The sequence below is a fragment of the Caulobacter sp. ErkDOM-E genome (assembly GCF_048541895.1).
Classification (GTDB): domain Bacteria; phylum Pseudomonadota; class Alphaproteobacteria; order Caulobacterales; family Caulobacteraceae; genus Caulobacter.
Map to the genome: position 1 here is coordinate 3339768 of NZ_CP183331.1, position 23261 is coordinate 3363028.

The following is a 23261-nucleotide window of genomic DNA, read 5'->3' on the forward strand; positions in this document are numbered from 1 at the left end:
CCTCCGGATTGTCACCGAGACAATGTTTCCGTTGCAGGGCGGGACGCCAGGGATCAAAGGCGGGACGCCCGCCCAAAAGGACCCGCCGATGACCGCTGCGCCCCTGCCCCTGCGCCATCTGTTGCTGGCCCTGGCCGTGGTGGCGGTGTGGGGCACCAATTTCGTGGTCATCCGCGTGGGGCTGGATCACTTGCCGCCCCTGCTGTTCGCCACCCTGCGGTTCACCCTGGTGCTGCTGCCCATGGCCTTCTTCGTCAAGCGGCCCGACGTGCCGTGGCGCAACCTGGCCGCCTATGGCGTGCTGATCGGGGCCGGTCAGTTCGGGATGCTGTTCCTGGCCATGAAGGGCCATATCTCGCCGGGCCTGGCTTCGCTGGTCGTGCAGACCCAGGTGTTCTTCACCATCGGCATGGCCATGAAAATCAATGGCGAGCGGGTGCAGCCCTTCCAGGTCGTCGCCCTGCTGCTGGCGGCCAGCGGCATCGTGCTGATCGCCGCCCACGGCGGCGGCTCGGCCACGCCGCTGGGCGTGGGGCTGGTGCTGCTGGCCGCCGCCGGCTGGTCGGGCGGCAATATCGTCGCCCGCCAGGCCGGCAGCGTGAACATGCTGGGCTATGTCGTCTGGGCGAGCCTGTTCTCGATCCCGCCGCTGTTTATGATGTCGCTGTGGCTGGAAGGCTGGAGCGCCATGGTCGCCGGCGTGCGCAATGCCGACGCCCTGACCTGGGCGGCGGTGCTGTGGCAGGCGGTGGGCAACACCATGTTCGGCTATGCCGCCTGGGGCTGGCTTCTGGCCCGCTATCCGGCCGCCACCATCTCCCCGATGGCCCTCATGATCCCGGTGTTTGGCATGGGCGCCTCGGCCCTGATGCTGGGGGAAGCCTTGCCCGCCTGGAAGCTTGGCGCCGCCGCCCTGGTGCTGACGGGCCTGGCGGTGAACATGCTGTGGCCGAAGATCAGAGGGCGGTTCTTGGTGGCGAAGGCCTAGCAACACTTCCGCTCTCCCCGGCGATGGCCGGGGCCCAGATCGAACCCAGAGAGGCGGGAGTTTTCACACCGTCGGAAGGCGCATCATCCCCAGACGCTCTGGCTGAATCTGGGCCCCGGCTTTCGCCGGGGAGAGCGGAGGTTGGGGTTGACCTCCCCCACGTCACCCGCCTGACCCTCTCCGCAAAATAGGGAGGAGCCGCCATGCCCACGCCGTTCAAGGTCGAGTGGAGCCCGCAGGCCATCGACAAGGTCCGCGACCAGATCCGGGCCTATGAGTTCCCCGTCGCGCCCGAGGGGACCTTCGCGGGCGGCGGCTGGAACCATGGCTGCGACGCCGACACCCTTAAGCGGCTGACCGCCTATTGGGCCGACGGCTTTGATGTGGCCAGGGCGCAGAAGACCCTCAATCGCTATCCGCAGTTCACCGCCCGGGTCGAGGACCTGGACATCCACTTCGTCCACGTGGTCGGCGAGGCGGGCGGCAAGCGGCCCCTGCTGCTGACCCACGGCTGGCCGGGCAGCCATTTCGAGTTCTGGGACGCCATCGAGCCCCTGGCCTTCCCCTCGCGGTTCGGCGGCGATCCGGCCGACGCCTTTGATCTGGTGATCCCGTCCCTGCCGGGCTTCGGCTTTTCCGGAAAACCCAAGGCGCCGATCGGCCAGCGGGCCACGGCAAGGCTGTTCAACACCCTGATGACCCAGGAACTGGGCTATGAGCGCTACCTGGCCCAGGGCGGCGACTGGGGCGGGCTGGTGACCTCATGGCTGGGGCTGGACCACGCGGCGCACGTCAAGGCCATCCACCTGAACATGATCGGCTTTCGCCCGCACGGCGCGCCTCAGGGCGAGGCCGAGGTCGCCTGGATCCAGCGCACAGCCTTCGCCATGGACATGATGGGCGCCTATCTGCGCCTGCAGGTCTCCAAGCCCCAGTCCCTGGCCTGGATGGGGGCCAATAATCCCGTCGGCCAGGCCGCCTGGATCCTGGAGCGCTTCCACGACTGGGCCGATCTTTCCGGCAAGCCCTTCGAGACGGTGTTCAGCCCCGACAAGCTGCTGACCAACATCATGCTCTATGTGATGACCGGCAGCTTCACGACGGCCGCCTGGTACTATCGCGGCGTCATGGAGGAAGGCGGCGTCACCCTGCCGGCCGGGACCCGATGCGAGACGCCCACCGCCTTCGCCAACTTCCCCGGCGAGGTGCTGTATCAGGCCCCGCCGCGCTCCTGGTGCGACCGGGCCTACAACATCCAGCGCTGGACCGAGATGCCGCGCGGCGGTCACTTCGCGGCGATGGAAGAGCCTGAACTGTTCGTCGAAGACGTGCGCGCCTGGGCCCGCCAGGCCTGACCCTGAAACCGGAGACCTCTGATGACTCTCAAGACCGGCGGCTGCCTGTGCGGCGCCATTCGCTACGAGATCGACGCCGAGTTCATGGGCGTCGCCGTCTGCCACTGCAGGGACTGCCAGTACGCCTCGGGCGGCGGCCCCAACTTCATCGCCATGGCGCCGCGCGACAGCGTGCGGTTCGTGGAGGGCGCGCCCAAACGCTATGACCGGCCGGGCGGCAGCGGCGCCACCGTCGGACGCGTCTTCTGCCCCGACTGCGGCACGCCCCTGCTGTCGGACATCGGCGCGCCGTTCCTGGCCGTGAAACTGGGCGGGCTGGACGACTCCGCCGATCTCAAGCCTGGCGTGCGCATCTGGACCAGCTCGGCGCCGCCGTGGCATGTCATTGACCCCGCCACGCCCGGCTTTCCAGAGAATCCGCCGTTCTGATGACAACAGCCCGCTACGACTTCGCTTCCGACAATGTCGCGGGCGCCATGCCCGAGGTGATGGAGGCGCTGATCGCCGCCAATGCGGGCACGGCCTCGGGCTATGGGACCGACCATGTCAGCGCCGCCGCCGCCGACCGCATCCGCGCCCTGCTGGACGCCGACGCCCAGGTGCGGTTCACGGCCTCGGGCACGGCGGCCAACGCCTTTGCCCTGACGGTTCTGGCCCAGCCGCACGAGGCGGTGCTGGCCCACGAGCATGCTCACATCTGCACCGACGAAACCGGCGCGCCCGGTTTCTTCGGCCAGGGCGTCGGCCTGATCGGCCTGGCCGGCGCCTCGGGGCGGATCGCGCTTGCGGCGCTGGAGACGGCCCTGGCCCGGCCCGAGGTGTCCTACAACCAGCCAGCCGCCGCCCTGTCCCTGACCACCGCCACCGAGTACGGCACGGTCTATGACGAGGCTCACCTGCGGTCGCTGATCGCGCCGGTGAAGGCCAGGGGCTATGGCGTCCATCTGGACGGCGCGCGGCTGGCCAATGCCGTGGCGGCGGGCTTTGACCTGAAGTCGGTGGCGAAGATGGGCGTCGACATTCTGGTCATGGGCGGCACCAAGGCCGGCTCGACCCCGACCGAGGCCGTGGTGTTCCTCAATCCCGATCACGCCCGGCGGCTGGACGCCCGGCTCAAGCACGCCGGCCAGCTGGTCAGCAAGGGCCGGTTCCTGGCCGCCCCGTGGCTGGGCCTGCTGGGTGAAGGCGCTGACGGCGGACCCTGGGCGGCGCGGGCGGCCCACGCCAACGCCATGGCCCGCAAGCTGGCGGCGCTGATGCCCTTCCCTGTCCGCCATCCGGTCGAGGCCAACGGCGTCTTTGTCGACATGGACGAGCCGGCGCTTGAGCGCCTGCGCGGCGAGGGCTGGTTCGTCTATCGCTTCCTGGACGGCACGGCCCGCTTCATGTGCTCCTGGGCCACGACGCCGGAGATGGTCGAGGATCTGGGCGCGGCCTTGAAGCGGGTGGCTTAGACCCGGCCGAGAACCCACGACCCGCTCTCCCCGGCGAAGGCCGGGGCCCAGATCGAACCCGGAGCAGGAGTTTTTCTGGCTGGGTCAGAAGGCGTATCATCCCCAGACGCTCAGGCTGAATCTGGGCCCCGGCCTTCGCCGGGGAGAGCGGTTTCAAATGATCGTCAGCTGTCGATCAACACGCTTGGAGGCGTCTAGGCTTTCGCCCTTCGCACGCCGCTCTTGGCGCGCGGCTTCACGGCCGGAGCCTCCTTGTGAGCGAAGGTCAGCACGGCTTGGCGACCTGCCGGCGCGCGCAGATCGCGCGCCTCGACGCCCAGCATGCGCGCGATCTCGCTGGCCGGCGCGGGCCGGCTGATGAAATAGCCCTGGATCTCGGCGCAGCCCTGATCGCGCAGGGCGTTGAGCTGCTCGACGGTTTCGACGCCCTCGGCCGTGGTGACGATGCCCAGGCTGGCGCCCAGGTCGAGCACGGCCTTGATGATGGCCATGGCGTCGCTGTCTTCCAGGATGTCGCGGACGAAGGTCTGGTCGATCTTGATCTTGTCGAACGGGAAACTGCGCAGATAGCTGAGCGAGCTGTAGCCCGTGCCGAAATCGTCCATCGAGATGCGCACGCCCAGGGCCTTGAGGTCATGCAGCATGGTCATGTTGGCGGCGTTGTCCTGCAGCAGCACCGACTCGGTGATCTCCAGTTCCAGCCGCTCGGCCGACAGACCTGACACCGCCAGGGCCGAGATCACGGTGCGCACAAGGGCGCGGTCGCGGAACTGGGCCGGCGACAGATTGACCGCCAGCCGCACATGGTCGGGCCAGGTGGCGGCCTCGGCGCAGGCCTCGCGCAGCACCCATTCGCCCAGCTGGACGATCAGGCCGATCTCCTCGGCGATGGGAATGAAGTCGGCCGGCGAGACCATGCCGCGATCGGGATGGTTCCAGCGCAGCAGCGCCTCGCAGCCCGTCACCCGGTCGTCGCCCAGATGGTACAGCGGCTGGTAGTAGAGCTGGAACTCGCCGGCCACCAGGGCGCGGCGCAGGTCCAGTTCCAGGGCGCGGCGCGCCTGAAGCTGCTCGTCCATGGCCCGCTCGAAGAAGTGGAAGGCCCCACGGCCGTCGGCCTTGGCGCGATACAAGGCCATGTCGGCCTTTTTCAGCAGTTCGTCGGGGTTGTCGCCGTCGGACGGCGCGACCGAGACCCCGACACTGGCCCCGATCATCACCTGATGGCCCTGCAGGTCGAAAGGCGCGGCCATGGCCTCGACCACGCGCTCGGCAAGCCTCGTGGCGCCGGTCAGGTCGGTAAGACCAGTCTGGACCACGGCGAACTCGTCACCGCCCAGGCGGGCCACGGTGTCGCCTTCGCGCACGCAGCCGCGCAGGCGCTCGGCGGCGATGCGCAGCAGGGCGTCGCCCAGCGGATGGCCCAGGGTGTCGTTGACGGTCTTGAAGCGGTCCAGGTCGATGAAGTGCACGGCCAACTGGTCGCCGGTGCGTGAGCGGCGGGCCAGGGCCTCGCCCAGGTCCTTCTGGAACAGCACGCGGTTGGGCAGTTCGGTCAGGGGATCATAGTGGGCCAGGCGGGCGATCTGGGCCTCGGCGCGCTTGCGGTCGGCGATGTCCTCAGAGATGCCCAACAGGTATTCAGGCCGGCCGTCGGCGTCATTGATGGCGATCTTCTTGGTGCGGAGAATGGCCAGGGAGCCATCCTTGCGCGGCACCAGGTCTTCCTCGATGATGCGCACCTCGCCGGACTTCAGCACTTCGCGGTCGCGCTCGACATAGATGGCCGCTTGCTCGGCCGGGTGGAACTCGGCATCGGTTCGGCCGATCACCTCGCCGCGCGAGAAGCCCAGGGTCCTCTCGCCGGCCCGGTTGAGCAGCACATAGCGGTGATCGTCGGCCCGCTTGACGAAGACCATCGAGGGCATGGCCTCGACCACGGCGGTCATGAAGGTCTGGGCGCGCTCGGCGTCGGCCTTGGCGGCAGCCAGCTCCACCACGCCCCGGCGGTTGATCTCGTTGGCGGCCTGCAGCAGGGCCAGAACCGTGCCCACGCCCAGATAGCGGCCGCCATCGGTGACGATGAAACCGCGCAGAAGGTCGGAGGCGCGATAGGACAGGCTGTCGCTGGTGAACTCGGCCAGGGGGGTGTCGGCGTCGACCACCAGGGGCTCGACATCCATCAGGGCCGAGATCGGGCGGTTGGCGTACAGGGCGCGGCCATATTCGGCCGCCATGCGCAGGAAGAAGGCGTTGCGTTCGACAAGACCGATCGGGCGGTCCTCGTCGTCGAGCACCGGAATGATCAGCGTGTCGGGCTCCTCGCGGAACCGCTCGTAGAGCACCTTGCCCATATCGTCGCGCCGCGCCGGGGCCAGGGAAGAAACGGTATCTCGCAAGGTGAACATGACTACGCCTCCACTGGAGCCGTAGGGACCATGGCCGAGCTAACGGCGCCCTAATTTGGGTACTTTAGGGCCTTGTTTCGCGAAAACTTCATGCCGGCGTCACAGTGTTTGCGGCGGCATTTACCGTGACTTGTCCGCCGTCCCCGTATCCATGAAATCCCGCGCCGCAAAGCCTGTCGGCGCGGCGACCTCGACCACCGCCTCGGGACGATCGTCAAACTCCAGCCGCAGGGCCCGGCTCATCACGGCGTGCATCTCGTAGAGACAGGTGATGTAGGTCAGCTCCAGGATCTGCTCGTCGTCCAGAAAGGCCCTCAGGGCTTCGAACACCCCGTCGGCCACCCGCCCGCCGTCCAGCACCAGGGCGTCGGCATAGGCCAGCACCGCGCGCTCCCTGGCGTCGAACACGTCGGAGACCTGCCAGGCCGGCACGGCGGCGATCTTGTCTTCACCAACGCCCAGACCCCGCAGCGACTTGCAGTGCTGGGAGAACACGAACTGGCTGCCCCGCGTCCAGCCGGCCCGGGTCTGGGCCAGTTCCCGCAGCACCGGATCGATCTTGCGGGCCGGGTCGCGATACAGGCCAAAGCCGCGCGCGGCGTGCATCAGCACATCGGGGCTGTTGGCAAAGACCGTCCACCAGTCGCCGCGCGTGCCGGTGGCGGTGCCGGGCTGGGCCACCGGGTCGCGGGCGCCGAACAGCTGGTCGTACAGGGCCAGGACCTTGGGATCGGTGACCTCGGCGCGGGGAACCTCGCGCAGGCGCGGCATCTCAGGCCTCCGCCGGAACGCGGGCCGAGCCCGGTTCGTGGCGCACATCGGCGGGCGTGAACGGCCGGGTGAAGGCGGCCAGCTCCATCATGATGCCGTTGGGGTCGGTGAAATAGACCGAGCGCACGAAGACGCCGTCGTGGTTCCTGTGGGCCACGCCCATCTCGCTGTCGTCGTGATTGACCACCATCGGGAAGGTCTCGACCCCGGCGTCGACCAGGCGCTGGCGCCAGGTCTCAAGCTCGTCTTCGGGCACGGAAAAGGCGATGTGGTTCATCGAGCCCACGGCGGTGCGCGGCTCCTGCGGGAAGGCCTTGACCGACGCGATCCCCGGCGCGGCCGGCGGCCCGTCGGCCCACCAGAAGAAGGCCAGGCTGGAGCCGCCGCCACAGTCGAAGAAGAAGTGCTGGCCGCCGTCCGGCAGCTGCACGGTCTTGACCAGGGGCATGCCCAGGACCTGGGTGTAGAACCGGGTGGTCTCCGCCATGTCGCGGCAGACCAGGGCCAGATGGTTGACGCCGGCAATGCTCATCGTGAGCGCTCCTCCCGCGCAGCGGTCCCATGGCCGCCGCGTCTGTTCAGGAAGGTTAGATCAAGTTGGGCGCGCGGGGCAGCTTTCCGTTTGGGTAGCCCCTCAGGCTTCGTCGCGGCCCTTGCTATCGCCGATCATCACCTGACCGGCCCAGCTGACCACGCCGACGATGATCGAGCCCAGGATGCCGGACATCAGGCCGTTGACCACCAGCCCGTCCAGCAGCCAGGCCACCAGGCCCAGCATGGCGGCGTTCACCACAAACAGGAACAGGCCAAGGCTGAGGATGGTGATCGGGAAGGTCAGCAGCACCACCACCGGCTTGACCACCGCATTGACCAGCCCCAGCAGCAGGCCGGCCAGGATCAGGGTCGGCCAGCCGTCGGCCGAGATCCCGCCCAGCAGGCGATCCGCCAGCCACAGGCCCAGGGCCGCGAACAACACCCGAAAAACAAAACGGAACATCCCGACTTACCTTTGCGCAAACTTTCCCCCCGAAGATCGCCGCGAAGGCGCCCTGATTCAAGGTCAGGGTTGGGGCGTTCAATACCCGAGCCCCGCGCTCGGACATTACAAATGCGTTACCGGGCTTAACTTGGCCGCAACCGCTTCCTATCTCACCTGTTGTGAGGGGATAAGGCGGGCGATCCGTCAGCCCAAGGGGATAGTAATTCGTATGGCCGTTAGCTCTTTGTCGGTGATGTCGCCTGACGGCGGCCTGTCGCGCTATCTCACCGAGATCCGCAAGTTCCCGATGCTGCCCAAGGACGAGGAGTTCATGCTCGCCCAGCGCTGGAAAGAGCATCAGGACTCCGAAGCCGCCCACAAGATGGTCACCAGCCACCTGCGTCTGGTGGCCAAGATCGCCATGGGCTATCGCGGCTACGGCCTGCCGATCGGCGAAGTGATCTCCGAAGGCAATGTGGGCCTGATGCAGGCGGTGAAGAAATTCGAGCCCGACAAGGGCTTCCGCCTGGCCACCTACGCCATGTGGTGGATCCGCGCCTCGATCCAGGAATACATCCTGCGCTCGTGGTCGCTGGTGAAGATGGGCACGACCGCCGCGCAGAAGAAGCTGTTCTTCAACCTGCGCAAGGCCAAGAGCCAGATCGAGGCCTTCCAGGACGGCGACCTGCGTCCCGACCAGGTCAGCGCCATCGCCACCAAGCTGGGCGTGCTGGACAGCGAGGTCATCTCGATGAACCGCCGCCTGTCGGGCCCCGACGCCTCGCTGAACGCCCCGCTGCGTTCGGACAGCGAGAGCGAGTGGCAGGACTGGCTGGCCGACGACAACCAGGTCAGCCAGGAGACCGTCGTCGCCGAGAACGAAGAGAAGTCCCTGCGCATGGGCCTCCTCCAGGAAGCCATGGTCGAACTGACCGACCGCGAACGTCACATCCTGACCGAGCGCCGGCTGAAGGACGACCCCACCACCCTGGAAGACCTGGCCACCCATTACGGCGTCAGCCGCGAACGGGTTCGCCAGATCGAGGTCCGCGCCTTCGAAAAGCTTCAGAAGAGCATGCGCGAGGCGGCCATCGCCAAGAACATGGTCGAAGCCTGAAGCGACCACGACGCTCCGGTCTCGGGGCGACGATGACGATCAAGGGAGCGCCGCTGCGCTCCCTTTTTTGTTGGCCCCGTTTGCCGGTCCCTAGAAGTCGACGGTCAGGAATACCGTCGCCGTCCGGGGGGCGTTGACCTCGAAGGCGCCGCTGCTGATCACCTTCCAGTCGAAGGTGTCGGCAAGATTGGTCACCTGGGCGCGCAGCAGGGCCGGCTTGTCGCCGATGTCGAAGCGGTAGCGCAGGCCGGCGTCCAGGATCGTCGCCGCCGGCGTATGGGTCCGGTTCGACTGGTCAGCGGCGCGGCGGCCGTGGTTGTTGGCCGCGAAGGTGAACGCCAGCCCCTCGACGGGCAGGGCCCAGGTTCCGCTGAGGGTCAGCACCCGCTGGGTCTGGCCAACCGGCTCGCGGCCGATCCGCCCTTCCCGCACCGGCGCGCCGGTGACGCGCGGCCGCATCAGCACCGCCCCGGCCACCACCGACAGGCCTTCGACAGGCGAACCGGTCAGGCTGACCTCGACGCCGCGATGGCGCACCGATCCCATCTCGCGAAAGACGTTGGCGTCGTCGGCCGCGAAGTAGGGCTTACGCACCTGGAAGCCGCCCGCCACCATGCGCAGATTACGCGGCAGCACCCAGCGCACGCCCGCGTCCCACTGGTCGGTGATGATCGCCGGCAGGGCCTGGGTGCGATTGGCCGCGCTGTCGGGCGCGACGCCGCTCTCTTCCAGGCCTCGGGTCACGCTGCCGTAAAGCGCCAGGCGCGGCGTCACGGTCCACGAGGCGGCGGCGTTGTAGAGCCAGGCCGGGTCATGGGCCACGGCGCGGTCGCGGTCAGGGCGCTGGACGGTCTTGCGATAGTCGGCCCGCTGCAGGCCCAGGCTCAGGGACCCGCGTCGGCGCCAGCGCAGATCATAGGCCAGCCCGCCCGTCCATTGCTCGACCTCGTCCCGCGTCCGCGTGCTCAGGGCAAACACGGGCTCGACGATGTCGACGCGATCTTCGACATGGGTTGCGCCCAGGTTCAGACTGGCCCCGCCGCCATAGAGGCTTTCCCGCTGGCGGCCGCGCAGGGACGCGTGAAGGGCGTGCGCCCAATCACCCCTCACCAGCGCGCGGCTGAGCCGGATCTCCCCGCTGGTCGAGGCCAGCTTCTGGCGCGGATCGCGGCTGATCCGTCGCAGGGCCGACCCGTCGGCCTGAACATTGGTCAGCACCAGGGCATGGTTCTCGCGCGTGTCGTTCACCGACCGGAACAGCCCGACCGCGAGATCGAAACCGCCCGGCAGCGCCGCGCGGGTCAGAACGCCGGCGTTCGTCGCGATGTTTCGATAGTCGGCCCAGGCCGGTCCCGCATAGCGACGACGGGCGACGGACTCGGGCAGGACGCCAGGCGCGGCGACATGGAGAGCCGTGGCCTCGCGATCCCAGGTATCAACCCGGCTCCAGAACGGCAGGACCAGCACCTTGTCCATCGGCCGCCAGCGCGCGGCCAGGGCGTAGGAGCCGTAGACCGCGTCCGCCCCGCTGGCGAACTCGTCGTCGAAGCCCGCGACGCCGGCGACCAGGCTGAGGGTGTCGCTCAACGGGATCTGGCTGTCGATCTCGATCCGCCCGCCGCCCATGGGCCCATAGCCAGCCACCAGGCTGACCACACGCCGATCGCCCGCCGGACGAATGCGGTAGTCGACGATGCCCGTCGGCGCGGGAAACAGATAGTTCTGGGCGGCCAGGCCCACACGCACCACATTGCTCTCGACCAGCCGGTCGGTGAACGAGGCCGGACGGTCCATATACAGCCCCTCCATCCGGATGTTGCCCGCCGTGATCGGCGAGAAGCCCCGAACCTCGCTGCTGCTGTAGAGGCCCACCCGCTCATTGCCGATGCTGGCGCCGAAGGCGTCCTCGGCGCCGGCCACGGCGTTGTCATTGACCCTCTGGGCCAGCGCCTCTCCCGGCGCGCCGAGGGCGCAAGCGGCCAGAACGACCCGCACGGGAGCCAGCTTCAGGAAACGCATCGATCTTTTACTCAGGCTTTGGGGGAGTGACGACGGACCGACCAGGCGTTTCCACCCGTCGGATCGCGATTGGCGGACATCCCGTCGAAGGAGCCGCCAGGAGCCAGCGCGAGCATCCAGACGTCACCGACCGTGAAGGGCGAAACAGACAGGCGAGAAGTCGGCGCTCGGGGCATTCCGGGTCGATTCAGTCACATGACGTTACGATATAACATCACTGATGCAAGATCGGCAAAGGCTTGGCAAGGCCCGGGCCCCGCCCGCTTTGGGAGAGGCCAGCCTGCTTTGGGAGAGGCCCGCCTGCTTTGGAAGAGGAAAGACGGCGGGGCATGATGCTATGACCGGTCGATGACCGCCGCCGCCCTCCCCCAGCTCATCCTGCTGCCCGGCCTGCTGAACGACGCCGAGCTGTGGCGCGACCAGATCAGCGGCCTCGCCGATGTGGCCCGCCCGCACGTCCCCGACCTGACGCGCGGCGAGACCCTTCGCGAGCTGGCCGAGACGGTGCTGGCAGAGGCCGAGCCGACCTTCGCCCTGGCCGGGTTTTCGATGGGCGGTTATGTGGCCCAGGAGATCGCCCGGATCGCGCCCCAGCGCATCGCGCGCCTGGCCCTGCTGGACACCTCGATCCGCGTCGACCCGCCCGAGCGCGCCACACGACGCCAGGCCCTGACCGAGGCCGCCCGCAAGCCGGGGGAGTTTCTGGGCATCAGCCACGCGATCCTGAAGAGCTATATCGACCCCTCCCGCCTGTCGGACGTCGAGCTGACGGGGCGGATCACCGCCATGACCCTGCGCCTGGGTCGCGAGGTGTTCATCCGCCAGAACAGCCTGCCGCGCGAAGACGGCGAGGCGGCGCTGCGGGCCCTGCGCTGCCCGATGCTGATCATCTGTGGCGAAAATGACGCCATCACCCCGGCTTCCGGTCACCGCCAGATGGCCCGCGACATCGGTTGCTCGCACCTGCTGGTCATCCCCAAGGCCGGTCACATGACCCCGATGGAGACCCCCGGCGCGGTCAGTGGAGCCTTGCGCCATTGGCTGGAACGCCCTTCTGGCCCCCGATAGTCAGAGCACGGATCTTCCCTGTACCGCCACAAATTTGAGACAAAACCGTCAATCAAACATCACTGGCGGTCGGTTCCCGGCGAAACTATGCCCTGCCCCGTGAAATCAAGCGGCGCGCGGGCCAGAAGCCTGGGCGCTGGATGGGGGATTTATCGATGAAAAAGACCATGCTGTTCGCCTTGGCGGCGCTCGCGCCCCTGGCCATCGCCGCTGCGACTTCGGCCGCCGAAGACGCCCCGATCGCCACCGCAGATGCGCCGGTGACCGCCTCGGAAATCGTCGTCCAGGCCCAGATCGCCTATCGCAACCGCTCCGAGCAGACCGCCCCGGTGCTGGAGTATGGCCTGGACTACTTCCAGCGCTTCGAACCCCTGACCGCCGGCGATGCGCTCAAGCGCGTGCCCAGCGTCACCTTCCTGTCGGACGTGCTGGAATCGGACGGCGCGCGCCTGCGCGGCCTGGACGCGGCCTACACCCAGATCCTGATCAACGGCGAAAAGGTGCCCGGCGCCGGCGCCGACCGCTCGTTCTTCGTCGACCGCATTCCCGCCGAGATGATCGAGCGCATCGAAGTGGTGCGCTCCGCCTCGGCCAATCGCAGCGGCGACGCCATGGCCGGCGCCCTGAACATCGTGCTGCGCGACGCCTATGCCCTGGACGGCGGCTTCATCCGGGCCGGCGGCATCTACCTCAATGACGGCCGCCTGCGCGAGACGCTGGGCGCGGTGTGGGGCGGCGAGGTCGGCCCCGGCCGCCTGCTGGTCGGCGCCAACATCCAGGGCCGCCGCAACCCCAAGGAAAAGACCAGCTGGCGCTATGATGCGCCCGGCGCGGCTCTGAACAACACCGAACTGCAGTCGGACGTCCGCAACGGCACCGACTATTCGTTCAACGCCAACTACCGCACGCCCCTGGCCGGCGGCGAGCTGGACCTGAGCGGCTTCTATGTCCGCACCGATCGCCTGGCCGACGAGGACTCGCTGGAGTATCGCGGCGGCCGCGAGCAGATCGCCGACCTGCTGACCGTCAATGACAACAACGTCGACATCCAGACCGACAACTGGTCGGTCAACGGCAAGTTCAAGCGCGAGATGCTGGGCGGCGAGACGGCCGTCAAGCTGGGCTATTCGGTGTTCACCGACAGCCAGTATGAGTTCGAGAACGAGATCGAATATCTGCGCGACGCCATCCCGTTCCCGGATGGCGACCGCTTCACCGGCGACAAGGCCAAGACCGAGCTGAAAGACAAGGAATTCACCGCCAAGCTGGAGCACAAGCGCGCTCTGGCCGGCTTCGATGCGGAGTTCGGCGTCCAGTACCAGCAGAAGGACCGCGATACGCTGATCACCGAGATCCCGCGTAACCGCTACAGCCTGCCGTCCGCCACCCCGCCCGCCGACAAGCCCTATGTTCCGGCCCCGGGCGGCGACAGCGCCATCAAGGAAACCCGCCTCGACCCCTATGTCATGCTCTCGGGCAAGGCCGGCGACGTGAAGTGGCAAGCCGGCGTCCGTTACGAAACCACCGACGTCGACATCCAGGACGAAACGGTCGCCCCCGCCCTGCGCTCCACCTCGACCGACTACGCCATCCTGCTGCCCTCGGCCCACCTGAAGTGGAGCCTGACCAGCAAGGACCGCATCAGCGCCTCGGTGGCCCGCACGGTCCGTCGCCCGGGCTTCGACCAGATCTCGCCGGTCACCCTGGAAGAAGAGTTCGGCGACAACGACTATATCGGCAATCCCAACCTGAAGCCGGAAACGGCCTGGGGCCTGGATGTCGGCTATGAGCACCGCCTGGGTTCGCGCGGCGTCGCCGGCGTCAACGTCTTCTATCGCGACGTGACCGACCTGATCGAGCTGACCAGCATCGGCACGGGCTCGGCCGGCGCGCCGGCTCGGCTGCTGCAGACCCAGAACGTCGGCGACGGCACGGTGATGGGGATCGAGTTCGACCTCTCCACCCCGCTGACCGCCTTCGGCCTGGAGAACACCGGGGTGTTCTTCAACTACTCCTGGCTGGACAGCGACATCGACGACACCTTCGGCAGCCGCAAGTTCAACGACCAGTCGGACTATGTGCTGAACGTCGGCTTCATCCAGGACCTGCCCACCTTCGGGGGCGCCTTCGGGGCCACCTATCGCAAGCAGGGCGAGGCCTATGGCCGGATCATCGGCGAAGAGGTCACCACCACCTACGGCGCCGACCTGGAGCTGTTTGTGGAAAAGCGCTTTGGCGACAAGTTCACGGTCCGTCTGACCGGGTCCAACCTGCTGAACGCCAAGAAGGAAGAGGTCTTCAACAAGTTTGGCAGCACCGCTGATCAAGTGTCGCGAGACTTTGACGAATACGAGCTGGAGAGCGAAGAGGCCGGTCCGGTCTTCCAACTGATCGCCCGCATGGCGTTCTAGACGGAAGACTTTCCGGAAACGAAGAAGGGCGGCGTCCGCGAGGACGCCGCCCTTTTTTGTGGTCGGCAGGCTCGGGCCCGCCCGCTCCTGACCGGTCAGCAGCCCCTAGGGGGCAAGTGGCGGCGACCGCAAGAGCGCTTAGGCCGCCCCCCGGCCCCCGTCGTCGTCCGCAGCCATAAAGCCCATCAGCGAGTCGATGCGCGCCAGCAGGGCGACGCGAGCCTCAGCCCCAGGGGCCTCGCTCTTCATGCAGTCGTCCAGCGCCTCGGCGGCCGCGACCAGGCGGGGCTCCTTGACGGCCTCGCCGACCTTGCGCAGCTCCACCGCCTGGGCGGCCAGGGCGCGGCGGGCCTGCATGGGATCGCTGTCCAGCGCCCCGGCGGCCGAGCGGACGATGCGCAGCGCCTGGGACAGTCGCGCGGCGATCGTGCCGGCGGCGTCGGCCTTGCGCTTGCGCGGGCCCTTGTATTCGGCCGAGTTGAAGCGGCGGCGATCGGGGCCGACATAGCCCACACCCTCGATCCAGTCGCGCGGCTTGAGGGTCACTGCCTCGAGGCGGCGCTCCAGATCGCCGATCGTGAACGGCTTGCGCATGAATTCGTGAACCCCGGCGTCGCGGGCCCCGAAGATCGCCTCGGCGGTCGCCTCGGCGGTGCACATGATGACCGGCGCCTCGCGGCAGACCAGTTCGCTGCGACGGATCTTGCGGGTCAGCATCAGTCCGTCGATCCCGGCGCTGGCGTGCTCGACGAAGATCAGCTGCGGATCGACCGTGCGGGCCATCGCATAGCCCTTCTCGGCGGTGACGGCGGGATAGATCTGCACATTGCCCAGCTGCCTCAACTGGTCAGCCAGCAGCCTCGCCGTCGCCGGATTGGGGTCAACGACCAGCACCCGCTGAATCTTGGCGGCGACACGCTGAAGGGTGCGGTTATTGCCGTCAAACACCGGGTACTCGGCTCCTCAAAGGGCGACTATGCCCCAACCTTAACGTCAGTTCGTAAAAATCACCTTGATAAGGCGCACGACGACGTCAGGTCAGTTGGTCAGGGAAACACTGAGTCCGCCCTCGAAGTCCTGGAATATATCGATGGCTTCGTCGACCTGGGCGGTCGGCACGCTCCCGGCCGGAAAGCGATAGCGCCAGTAGCTGGCGATGTGCGAGATCACCCCGACCTTTTCGCCCAGCGACAGGAACAGTTCGGGCGCGCTCAGCAGGAAGGCGCGGAAAGCCTGCGGCCTGCCGTTCTCGATCAGATCCTCGAAGGCGTCGTCATAGACTTTCAGCGTGCGCTGCACGGCCTGACGCTCGAGCATCACGCTGGCCTGCAGGCGCTTGCGGGCCTCATCCAGATAGCGAGCGGTCTCGGGGTCACGCGCCCCGGGGATGACCAACTGGCCGATCTCGGCGCTCACGGTCGCCAACTGGGGCCAAAGCCGGCTCAGCATCCATTTGTAATAGAGGAAGCCCTTCCAGCTGAAGACGCCTTCCTTGAAGCTCTCGCCCTCCAGCACCAGGGTCTCGCGCAGCGGCTCAAGGCGTTCGTCGACATCGGTCGACAGCAGGGCCTCGACCAGCCGCGCCGCATGAGCGCCGGAGAAGCGGCCCGTGTCGCGATACGCCAGATCGATCAGGCGCGAGATCTCCTGGCTGACGAAGCCCTGCATCTGCTCCAGATCGGCCGCCGAGAGGGCGAAATAGCAGGCTGCGACGGTCATGCCGTGGCGGCGCAGATGCTCGCGCAACAAAAAGGGGTCCAGCGACGGCAGCATGTCGATCATGCGCAGGGTGGCGATGTCGCGGACCATGTCGGTGGTGTCGTTGCAGGCTTCCTGCAGCAGATCGACCCAGCCGCGCTGCCCCACGAAGAACGACTGGCCGCCCAGGCCCAGATCGCTGCGGTCGAAGGGGATGATGATCTTGGTCGCCGTCGCCTGGGCTTCGTCGAACAGGAAGATGTCGTCGCTGCGCAGGCGGTGCTTGAGGATCAGGGCGGTGTTGAGGATCCGGTTGCGAAACAGCGGGTGCTCGGCGTAGTCGGCGCGCCCCCCGCTGTCGGCCTGGATGGCCAGCAGGTTCAGCACACGACTGGTCGAGGCCGTCCGCTCCAGCGCCCGCAGGCTGCGGGTCACCCGGTCATTGCTGCGCACCGGCTTGAGTTTTCGACGCACTGACAAGAACAGGACCCTCTGGAGACCCTATTGGCTCTAGAGCTCCGGAGCTAAGGTTTCGCTAATTGAGCGGCTATACTTGGTCAGAAAATTCAGACCGGGGCCAAATGCACCGACCCGGTCTGACCTCCGGACTCAGCCGGGTACCGGCTCATCCGCGCCACGGCCGCCAGCAGACCGGCCGGCTGGATCGGCTTGGGATGGGCGTCGTCAAAGCCTTGAGCCAGCAGGCGCTCGGCCTCTCCGGCCATGGCGTCGGCGGTCAGGGCCAGGATCGGAATGTCGCGCCGGCCGCCCTCGCCGGCCCGAATGCGCCGCACGGCCTCGACCCCATCCATTTCGGGCATGTGGACATCCATCAGCACGACGTCGAAATCCTCGATCCGCAAGCGTTCCAGGGCCTGACGGCCATCACTGGCGGTCTCGATGACAATGCCCACCGCTTCCAGTATGGCCCGGGCCACGGCCTGGTTGACCTGATTGTCGTCGACGACCAGCACCCGGGCCCCTTCAAGGGTGAGCAAGGGTCCGACGGGTTCAAGGGCGGCGGGCGCCTGGGCCGGGGTCAGCGCCAGATGCACCCGAAACGTCGAACCCTGTCCCGGCGCGCTGGTCACGGTGATCTCGCCGCCCATCAACTGGGCGAGGTGTCGGCTGATGGCCAGGCCCAGGCCCGTTCCGCCGAACCGTCGCGCCGTCGAACGATCGCCCTGGCTGAAGGGACTGAACAGACTGACCTGCTGCTCGTCGTTGAGGCCGACGCCCGTATCGGCAACAACCATATCAACGCCCCCGGCCTCGCCCGGGGCGATGCGGATCTCCACGCGTCCCGCCTCGGTGAACTTCAGCGCATTGGAGACCAGGTTCAGCAGGATCTGCCGAACCCGCAACGGATCCCCCAGCAGCCACGTCGGTGTCTCGGGCGCGACGTCAAGCGTCAGGGCCAGGCCCTTGAGCTGGGCGGTCTGGCTCCAGACCAGATGGATCTGACTGGCCAGGCGGCGAATTTCAAACGGCTCGGCCTCCAGTTCCAGTTTGCCCGCCTCGACCTTCGACAGATCCAGAATGTCGTTGAGAATGGTCATCAGACCGTCGCCGGACTGGATGATCATCTCGAGATAGTCGGCCTGCCGGGCATCCAGCCGGGTGGAGCCCAGGGCATGGGCCAGACCCAGCACGCCGTTCATCGGCGTGCGCAGCTCATGGCTCATCATGGCCACAAAGGCTGACTTGGCCCGGCTGGCCTCGGTCGCCTGGGCCTGGGCCTTCTCCAGCGCCACAGCATTGGCGCGCATCCGGCGCGACGTATCCAGAAAATAGGCCAGCAGGGCGACCAGGGTGATGGCCACAACCACCAGATCCCAGGCTCTGAAGCCGCCGGCCAGCAGGGGGGCGACCGTCAAGGCGATAAAGGGCGGCGGAGCCATGGCCAACAGGACCGAACGGCTGATCGCCGAATACTTCAAGGCGTCAAGCATTAGGCCGAACAGGAAGAGAATGGCCGCAAACTTCATGCTTGGCGGACCGTGGGCCCAGCTCAGACCCGCCATGGTCGCCCAGGCTATGCTGTAGGCCGCCGGGATTCCCAGCCGCAACGGCACGACCAGGTGCAGCGGCTGCGCCGTGACATAGCGCTGCAGGATCCGCAGAAGCCCTTCCAGGACGCCGATCACCGCCAGCCAGGCCAGGCAGGCCATGGCGCCGAAGTGAAAAGCCAGCAGGCCGCCGGCCAGGACTGTCGCCGCCAGACGGGCCGAGGCGCTGCGCCGACTCATCTCGAGCGCCGCGCCGTTTAGGCCGTCATTCAGGAACTCACGCAGACCCAAGGTCCATACCCTCGCAACGCCTAGTGGCATCAAGCTAGGTCATAACGGGTTTCAGGAACCTTTAAGCTCAACCTTGGCCGGCGCCCTACCCCTGGAACGGGTCGCGCATCAGGATGGTGTCGTCCCGTTCCGGGCTGGTCGACAGCAGGGCCACCGGAGCGCCGATCAGTTCCTCGACCCGGCGCACATACTTGATGGCGTTGGCGTTGAGGTCCTTGAACGAGCGGGCGCCGACGGTGCTTTCGCTCCAGCCTTCCATCTCTTCATAGATCGGCACGGCGGCGGCCTGATCGCGCATGCCGGCCGGCAGATAGTCGAGCTCGCGGTCGCCGATCTTGTAGCCGACGCAGATCTTCAGGGTCTTGAGGCCGTCCAGCACGTCCAGCTTGGTCAGGGCGATGCCGTCGATGCCGTTGATGGCCACCGACTGGCGGACCAGCACCGCATCGAACCAGCCGCAGCGGCGGGCACGGCCGGTATTGACCCCGACCTCACGGCCCACCGTCGACAGGTGCTTGCCGACTTCGTCGTCCAGCTCGCAGGCGAAAGGCCCCTCGCCGACGCGGGTGGTGTAGGCCTTGACGATGCCCAGTACGTAGCCCGGCCCCTTGGGACCCATGCCCGAACCGGCGGCGGCCTGGCCGGCGACGGTGTTGGACGAGGTCACGAACGGATAGGTGCCGTGGTCGACGTCCAGCAGGGCGCCCTGGGCGCCTTCAAACAGGATGCGCTTGCCGGCCTTGTGGGCCTGGTCCAGCAGGCGCCAGGCCGGCTGGGCATAGGCCAGGATCTGCGGCGCGATCTCCATCAGCTGATCGAACAGCGCCGCGCCGTCGGCCTCGGGCAGGCCAAGGCCCCGGCGCAGGGCGCCATGGTGGCTGAGCAGGCGCTCGATCTTGGGCTTCAGGGCTTCTGGATCGGCCAGGTCGGCGACCCGGATGGCGCGGCGGCCGACCTTGTCCTCATAGGCCGGGCCGATGCCGCGACCGGTGGTGCCGATCTTCTGGCTGGAGGCGGCTTCACGGCCCTGGTCCAGGTCCTTGTGCAGCGGCAGGATCAGGGTGGCGTTGTCGGCCAGCACCAGCAGGTCGGGGCCGATGATCACGCCCTGCTCGGCGATCTTGGCGATCTCCGACAGCAGGTGCCAGGGATCGACGACCACGCCGTTGCCGATCACCGAGAGCTTGCCCTGCACGACGCCAGACGGCAGCAGGGCCAGCTTGTAGACCTTGCCGTCGACCACCAGCGTGTGGCCGGCATTGTGGCCGCCCTGGAAGCGCACGACGATGTCTGCCCGGTTGGACAGCCAGTCGACGATCTTGCCCTTGCCTTCATCGCCCCACTGGGCGCCGACGACGGTCACATTGGCCATGGTAGAGATATGCCTTGTCACCTGCCCGGTGACGTCCAGCGGCCCTTCGACAGGACTCGGCCGCAGACGTTTATTCGATTTTGGGCGGCGACGGAGACGCGGCCGAGCCGGCGCCTCGCGAAGTCAGAAGGCGTAGACCAGCCGAACCCCCACGTCGTCAAGCCCCTGGTTCTTGCCCTGATGGAAGATCTGGCCGTTCGACAGGTGGGTGTAGGACAGCTCGCCCGACCAGCTGTCGTTGAACTTGTAGCCCAGGGCGATCTCGGGCTCGAACAGCACCTTCGAGCCGAAATCGATGCGGGTGTAGTAGAGGTTGGTGCGGCGGGCGCGCTCTTCGGGCGTCAGGTTCGGGGCGTTGGCCGGCGGCAGGCCCGCCTCGCCATCGGTATAGGCCAAGCCAATCCCAGGGCGCAGATAGAAGCCGCCCGGCTGGCCCAGATCCAGCTTCCAGTCAAAGCCTACCGCGACGAAGTTGGAGGTGTTCTCGCTGTTGATCGACACGAAGGTGTGGACCTGCGGCTTGCCCAGCCAGGTCAGGCTTTCGATGCGGTCGGTGCGATAGCCCAGATGGATGTCGACCCCGTCCTCGCGCCCGGCGGCGCCCAGGCCCACGGCCTCACCGATGAAGGTGACATCATGCTTGTAGGCGCCGACAAACACTTCGCCAGCGAGCGCGGGCGCGGCAAAACCCAGCACCGCGACAGCGGCGGCGGCGAACAGTACGGTCTTCATTCTGGACATCCCTGAGCAGCCCAAACCCGGCGCTGGTTATGGCTTGAACGGCGAAGCTCGCAAAGGGTTTCGATGCGCTTCCTTTTCCCGCTCTCCCCGGCGAACGCCGGGGTCCAGATCGAACCCTGAGCGGTTGTCGCACTTGGCTTGATCAGAAGGCGCATCATCCCCAGACACCCCTGATGAATCTGGGCCCCGGCGTTCGCCGGGGAGAGCGGAATTTTGGGGTCGTCTTCAAATTCCGCCGTCCTCGTCCTAAACCTCCACCATGACCATCACACTTTCCGACATCCAGGCCGCCGCCGCCCGCCTGAAAGGCCAGGCCGTCGAGACCCCGCTGATCGAGAGCCCGGCCCTCAATGAGCGCCTGGGCGGCCGGGTGCTGCTCAAGCCCGAGACCCTGCAAAGGGCCGGGGCCTTCAAGTTTCGCGGGGCCTATAACCGCCTCAGCCAGCTGACCGATGACGAGAAAAAGCGCGGCGTCGTGGCCTTTTCGTCAGGCAACCACGCCCAGGGCGTGGCCCTGGCGGCCCAGCTGGTCGGCTGCCCGGCCCTGATCGTCATGCCGTCCGACTCGCCGGCGGTGAAGGTCGCGGGCACGCGCGGCTTCGGCGCCGAGATCCGCTTCTATGACCGTTTCACTGAAGACCGTGTGGCGATCGCCGACGAAATCGCGGCCCAGCGCGGCTGCGTGGTCGTGCCCTCCTATGACGATCCGCACATCATCGCCGGGCAAGGCACGCTGGGCGTCGAGATCGTCGAGCAGGCCACGGCGCGCGGCGCTTCGCTGGACGTGCTGCTGTGCTGCGTCGGCGGCGGCGGTCTGATCGCCGGAACCAGCACCGCCGTCCGCGCCCTGTCGCCCGCCACCGACATCTGGGGCGTCGAGCCGGCCGGCTTCGACGAGACCCGCCGCTCGCTGCTGTCGGGCCAGCGCGAGACCATCGATCCGAACGCCCGCTCGATCTGCGACGCCCTGCTGACCCCAGTCCCCGGCGAACTGACCTTTGCGATCAACCAGCGGACCCTGACCGGCATTGTCGCGGTCACCGACGCCGAGGTCGCCGAGGCCATGCGCTACGCCTTCTCGGTGCTGAAGCTGGTGGTCGAGCCGGGCGGCTGCGTGGCCCTGGCGGCGGCGCTGGCGGGCAAGGTCGAGGTGGCGGGAAAGACCAGCGCGATCGTTCTTTCGGGCGGCAATGTCGATCCGGGCTTGTTTGCGCGGGTGTTGGCGGGCGAGATCTGAAAAGTTGTCATCCCGGCCAAGCGCGAAGCGCGCCGAGCCGGGACCGCCGCAAGCTCTGAGCCTGTTGCGGTCCCGGGTCTTCGCTGCGCTACGCCCGGGATGACAAGCATAAGGTTGGGGACGAGAAACAGATGAACTTTCCACCGCACACCGCCCTCCCCCAGACCCCGCTGCTGGTCGTCGACAAGGCCGCGCTCCTGCGCAACCTCGACCGCATGCAGGCGCTCTGCACCGCAGCCGGCGTGCGGCTGCGGGCCCATGGCAAGACCCACAAGTGCTCGACCCTGGGCCGGCTGATCATCGAGCGCGGCGCGGTGGGCCTGTGCGCCCAGACGGTCGGCGAGGCCGAGGCCTTCGTGGCCGGCGGCATCACCGACGTGCTGGTCACCGCCGCCCCGCCGCCCTGGGCCGCGCCGCGCCTGGCGGCTCTGGCCAAAGGCGGCGCCACGATCGGCGTCACCGCCGATGACGAGGGCCAGATCGACCGATTGTCCGACGCCGCCGTCGCGGCCGGGACGATCCTGAACCTGGTGGTGGACCTCGATCTGGGCACCCACCGCACCGGCGCCTATCCGCACGACGCCCTGACCCTGGCCCGCGCCGCCGACGCCGCGCCGGGCCTGCGCTTTGCCGGTCTTCAGGCCTATCTGGGCCATCTGCAGCACATGGACGACGGCGACCTGCGCCGCTCGGCCGACGAGGCCGCCTTCGCGATGCTGAAGGCCCTGGTCGCCGAGCTGACCGCCGCCGGCCTGCCCCCGCCCGTGGTCACCGGCGGCGGCACAGGCACCCACGCCTTCGACCTGGCCTCGGGCGTGTTCACCGAGCTGCAGGCCGGCTCCTACGCGGTCATGGATGTCGAATATGACGACTGCGGCGCGCCCGGCGGCGGCGACTGGCCATTCGAACCGTCGCTCTACATCGCGTCCAGCGTGGTCTCGACCCGCCACAAGAGCCACGTGGTGGTCGACGCCGGCTTCAAGGCGGTGTCGATGGACGGCCCGCCGGCCCGCGTCATCGCCGGCGCCGCGCCCGGCTCGCTATGGCGACCCATGGGCGACGAGCACGGCCTGATCGCCCATCCCGCGATGATCGACGTGCTGAAGGCCGGCGGCCGCGATCCGCTGGGCTTCGCCGGCGCCGTCAGCGCCGCCGACGCCGATCCGGCCCGCGCTTTCCCGGCCGACGCGCCGAAGGTTGGCGACATCGTCTGGCTGCAGCCGGGCCACTGCGATCCGACCATCAACCTCTATGACGCCCTGCACGTCTGGGACGGCGAGGCGCTGGAGCGGTGGGCGGTGGATGGGCGGCGGGTGAGTTCGATCTAGTGTTCCGCGAGCCCC

The 23261-nt window shown here is 67.7% G+C and carries 19 protein-coding genes; 9 read left to right on the forward strand and 10 right to left on the reverse strand.

Features of this window, described 5'->3' with window-relative positions:
* The first annotated feature begins 88 nt into the window (after window positions 1–88).
* From ACN2C7_RS16380 to ACN2C7_RS16395, 4 genes are all read left to right on the forward strand, one after another.
* A complete protein-coding gene (locus ACN2C7_RS16380) occupies window positions 89–988 on the forward strand; it encodes an EamA family transporter (RefSeq protein ID WP_419318301.1) in 900 nt (299 codons plus the stop codon).
* A 203-nt stretch (window positions 989–1191) separates the two neighbouring features.
* Window positions 1192–2343: an alpha/beta fold hydrolase gene (locus ACN2C7_RS16385; protein WP_419318303.1), complete on the forward strand. Its 1152-nt coding sequence runs from the start codon at window positions 1192–1194 to the stop codon at window positions 2341–2343.
* Between the two features lie 21 nt (window positions 2344–2364).
* Window positions 2365–2772, forward strand: a complete 408-nt coding sequence (locus ACN2C7_RS16390) for a GFA family protein (RefSeq protein ID WP_419318305.1) — start codon at window positions 2365–2367, stop codon at window positions 2770–2772.
* Window positions 2772–3797, forward strand: a complete 1026-nt coding sequence (locus tag ACN2C7_RS16395) for a beta-eliminating lyase-related protein (protein WP_419318307.1) — start codon at window positions 2772–2774, stop codon at window positions 3795–3797. The genes ACN2C7_RS16390 and ACN2C7_RS16395 overlap by 1 nt, the downstream gene beginning before the upstream one ends.
* A gap of 194 nt (window positions 3798–3991) precedes the next feature.
* Here ACN2C7_RS16395 and ACN2C7_RS16400 read toward each other — a convergent pair whose 3' ends face one another.
* The 4 genes from ACN2C7_RS16400 to ACN2C7_RS16415 form a co-directional block, all read right to left on the reverse strand.
* Window positions 3992–6205, reverse strand: a complete 2214-nt coding sequence (locus tag ACN2C7_RS16400) for a putative bifunctional diguanylate cyclase/phosphodiesterase (protein ID WP_419318309.1) — start codon at window positions 6203–6205, stop codon at window positions 3992–3994.
* 120 nt (window positions 6206–6325) lie between these two features.
* Window positions 6326–6976: a carboxymuconolactone decarboxylase family protein gene (locus ACN2C7_RS16405; RefSeq protein ID WP_419318311.1), complete on the reverse strand. Its 651-nt coding sequence runs from the start codon at window positions 6974–6976 to the stop codon at window positions 6326–6328.
* A 1-nt stretch (window position 6977) separates the two neighbouring features.
* On the reverse strand, window positions 6978–7508 hold the full coding sequence (locus ACN2C7_RS16410; protein WP_419318313.1) for a VOC family protein: 531 nt from the start codon (window positions 7506–7508) through the stop codon (window positions 6978–6980).
* Between the two features lie 102 nt (window positions 7509–7610).
* Window positions 7611–7973 carry a phage holin family protein gene (locus tag ACN2C7_RS16415; protein ID WP_419318315.1) on the reverse strand — a complete coding sequence of 121 codons (363 nt, stop codon included), beginning with the start codon at window positions 7971–7973 and terminating at the stop codon, window positions 7611–7613.
* Window positions 7974–8184: 211 nt separating this feature from the next.
* Between ACN2C7_RS16415 and rpoH the strand changes: the two genes are divergently transcribed.
* Window positions 8185–9072: an RNA polymerase sigma factor RpoH gene (gene rpoH / locus ACN2C7_RS16420; RefSeq protein WP_419318317.1), complete on the forward strand. Its 888-nt coding sequence runs from the start codon at window positions 8185–8187 to the stop codon at window positions 9070–9072.
* 90 nt (window positions 9073–9162) lie between these two features.
* Here the strand turns inward: rpoH and ACN2C7_RS16425 are convergent, their stop codons facing one another.
* Window positions 9163–11091 (reverse strand): TonB-dependent receptor domain-containing protein, encoded by a 1929-nt coding sequence (locus ACN2C7_RS16425; RefSeq protein WP_419318319.1) that lies wholly within the window; start codon window positions 11089–11091, stop codon window positions 9163–9165.
* A gap of 348 nt (window positions 11092–11439) precedes the next feature.
* On the opposite strand from ACN2C7_RS16425, the gene ACN2C7_RS16430 reads away from it, so the two are divergent.
* Entirely contained in the window at window positions 11440–12159 is a 720-nt protein-coding gene (locus ACN2C7_RS16430; RefSeq protein WP_419318321.1) for an alpha/beta fold hydrolase, read from the forward strand.
* Between the two features lie 155 nt (window positions 12160–12314).
* Window positions 12315–14570 carry a TonB-dependent receptor plug domain-containing protein gene (locus ACN2C7_RS16435; protein WP_419318323.1) on the forward strand — a complete coding sequence of 752 codons (2256 nt, stop codon included), beginning with the start codon at window positions 12315–12317 and terminating at the stop codon, window positions 14568–14570.
* A gap of 138 nt (window positions 14571–14708) precedes the next feature.
* Here the strand turns inward: ACN2C7_RS16435 and ACN2C7_RS16440 are convergent, their stop codons facing one another.
* The 5 genes from ACN2C7_RS16440 to ACN2C7_RS16460 all read right to left on the reverse strand — a co-directional run bounded on the left by ACN2C7_RS16440 (window position 14709) and on the right by ACN2C7_RS16460 (window position 20672).
* Window positions 14709–15518, reverse strand: a complete 810-nt coding sequence (locus ACN2C7_RS16440; RefSeq protein ID WP_419318325.1) for a response regulator — start codon at window positions 15516–15518, stop codon at window positions 14709–14711.
* 90 nt (window positions 15519–15608) lie between these two features.
* Window positions 15609–16748, reverse strand: a complete 1140-nt coding sequence (locus tag ACN2C7_RS16445; RefSeq protein WP_419318327.1) for a hypothetical protein — start codon at window positions 16746–16748, stop codon at window positions 15609–15611.
* An 86-nt stretch (window positions 16749–16834) separates the two neighbouring features.
* Window positions 16835–18517, reverse strand: coding sequence for an ATP-binding protein (locus ACN2C7_RS16450; protein WP_419318329.1), 1683 nt, complete (start codon window positions 18515–18517; stop codon window positions 16835–16837).
* Between the two features lie 136 nt (window positions 18518–18653).
* Entirely contained in the window at window positions 18654–19940 is a 1287-nt protein-coding gene (locus tag ACN2C7_RS16455) for an adenylosuccinate synthase (protein ID WP_419318331.1), read from the reverse strand.
* 123 nt (window positions 19941–20063) lie between these two features.
* The gene (locus ACN2C7_RS16460; RefSeq protein ID WP_419318333.1) at window positions 20064–20672 is read right to left on the reverse strand and encodes an acyloxyacyl hydrolase; all 609 of its coding nucleotides are present in this window, start codon (window positions 20670–20672) and stop codon (window positions 20064–20066) included.
* A gap of 268 nt (window positions 20673–20940) precedes the next feature.
* Here ACN2C7_RS16460 and ACN2C7_RS16465 point away from each other — a divergent pair, with 268 nt between their 5' ends.
* The gene (locus ACN2C7_RS16465; protein ID WP_419318335.1) at window positions 20941–21918 is read left to right on the forward strand and encodes a threonine ammonia-lyase; all 978 of its coding nucleotides are present in this window, start codon (window positions 20941–20943) and stop codon (window positions 21916–21918) included.
* 131 nt (window positions 21919–22049) lie between these two features.
* Window positions 22050–23246, forward strand: coding sequence for an alanine racemase (locus tag ACN2C7_RS16470; RefSeq protein WP_419318337.1), 1197 nt, complete (start codon window positions 22050–22052; stop codon window positions 23244–23246).
* Window positions 23247–23261: the final 15 nt, after the last annotated feature.

Excerpts from the sequence above, each read along its gene's own strand:
- ACN2C7_RS16380 (WP_419318301.1), top strand. The coding sequence starts at position 89 with ATGACCGCTGCGCCCCTGCCCCTGCGCCATCTGTTGCTGGCCCTGGCC.
- ACN2C7_RS16385 (WP_419318303.1), top strand. The coding sequence starts at position 1,192 with ATGCCCACGCCGTTCAAGGTCGAGTGGAGCCCGCAGGCCATCGACAAG.
- ACN2C7_RS16390 (WP_419318305.1), top strand. The coding sequence starts at position 2,365 with ATGACTCTCAAGACCGGCGGCTGCCTGTGCGGCGCCATTCGCTACGAG.
- ACN2C7_RS16395 (WP_419318307.1), top strand. The coding sequence starts at position 2,772 with ATGACAACAGCCCGCTACGACTTCGCTTCCGACAATGTCGCGGGCGCC.
- ACN2C7_RS16400 (WP_419318309.1), bottom strand. The coding sequence starts at position 6,205 with ATGTTCACCTTGCGAGATACCGTTTCTTCCCTGGCCCCGGCGCGGCGC.
- ACN2C7_RS16405 (WP_419318311.1), bottom strand. The coding sequence starts at position 6,976 with ATGCCGCGCCTGCGCGAGGTTCCCCGCGCCGAGGTCACCGATCCCAAG.
- ACN2C7_RS16410 (WP_419318313.1), bottom strand. The coding sequence starts at position 7,508 with ATGAGCATTGCCGGCGTCAACCATCTGGCCCTGGTCTGCCGCGACATG.
- ACN2C7_RS16415 (WP_419318315.1), bottom strand. The coding sequence starts at position 7,973 with ATGTTCCGTTTTGTTTTTCGGGTGTTGTTCGCGGCCCTGGGCCTGTGG.
- rpoH (WP_419318317.1), top strand. The coding sequence starts at position 8,185 with ATGGCCGTTAGCTCTTTGTCGGTGATGTCGCCTGACGGCGGCCTGTCG.
- ACN2C7_RS16425 (WP_419318319.1), bottom strand. The coding sequence starts at position 11,091 with ATGCGTTTCCTGAAGCTGGCTCCCGTGCGGGTCGTTCTGGCCGCTTGC.
- ACN2C7_RS16430 (WP_419318321.1), top strand. The coding sequence starts at position 11,440 with ATGACCGCCGCCGCCCTCCCCCAGCTCATCCTGCTGCCCGGCCTGCTG.
- ACN2C7_RS16435 (WP_419318323.1), top strand. The coding sequence starts at position 12,315 with ATGAAAAAGACCATGCTGTTCGCCTTGGCGGCGCTCGCGCCCCTGGCC.
- ACN2C7_RS16450 (WP_419318329.1), bottom strand. The coding sequence starts at position 18,517 with ATGAGTCGGCGCAGCGCCTCGGCCCGTCTGGCGGCGACAGTCCTGGCC.
- ACN2C7_RS16455 (WP_419318331.1), bottom strand. The coding sequence starts at position 19,940 with ATGGCCAATGTGACCGTCGTCGGCGCCCAGTGGGGCGATGAAGGCAAG.
- ACN2C7_RS16460 (WP_419318333.1), bottom strand. The coding sequence starts at position 20,672 with ATGAAGACCGTACTGTTCGCCGCCGCCGCTGTCGCGGTGCTGGGTTTT.
- ACN2C7_RS16465 (WP_419318335.1), top strand. The coding sequence starts at position 20,941 with ATGACCATCACACTTTCCGACATCCAGGCCGCCGCCGCCCGCCTGAAA.
- ACN2C7_RS16470 (WP_419318337.1), top strand. The coding sequence starts at position 22,050 with ATGAACTTTCCACCGCACACCGCCCTCCCCCAGACCCCGCTGCTGGTC.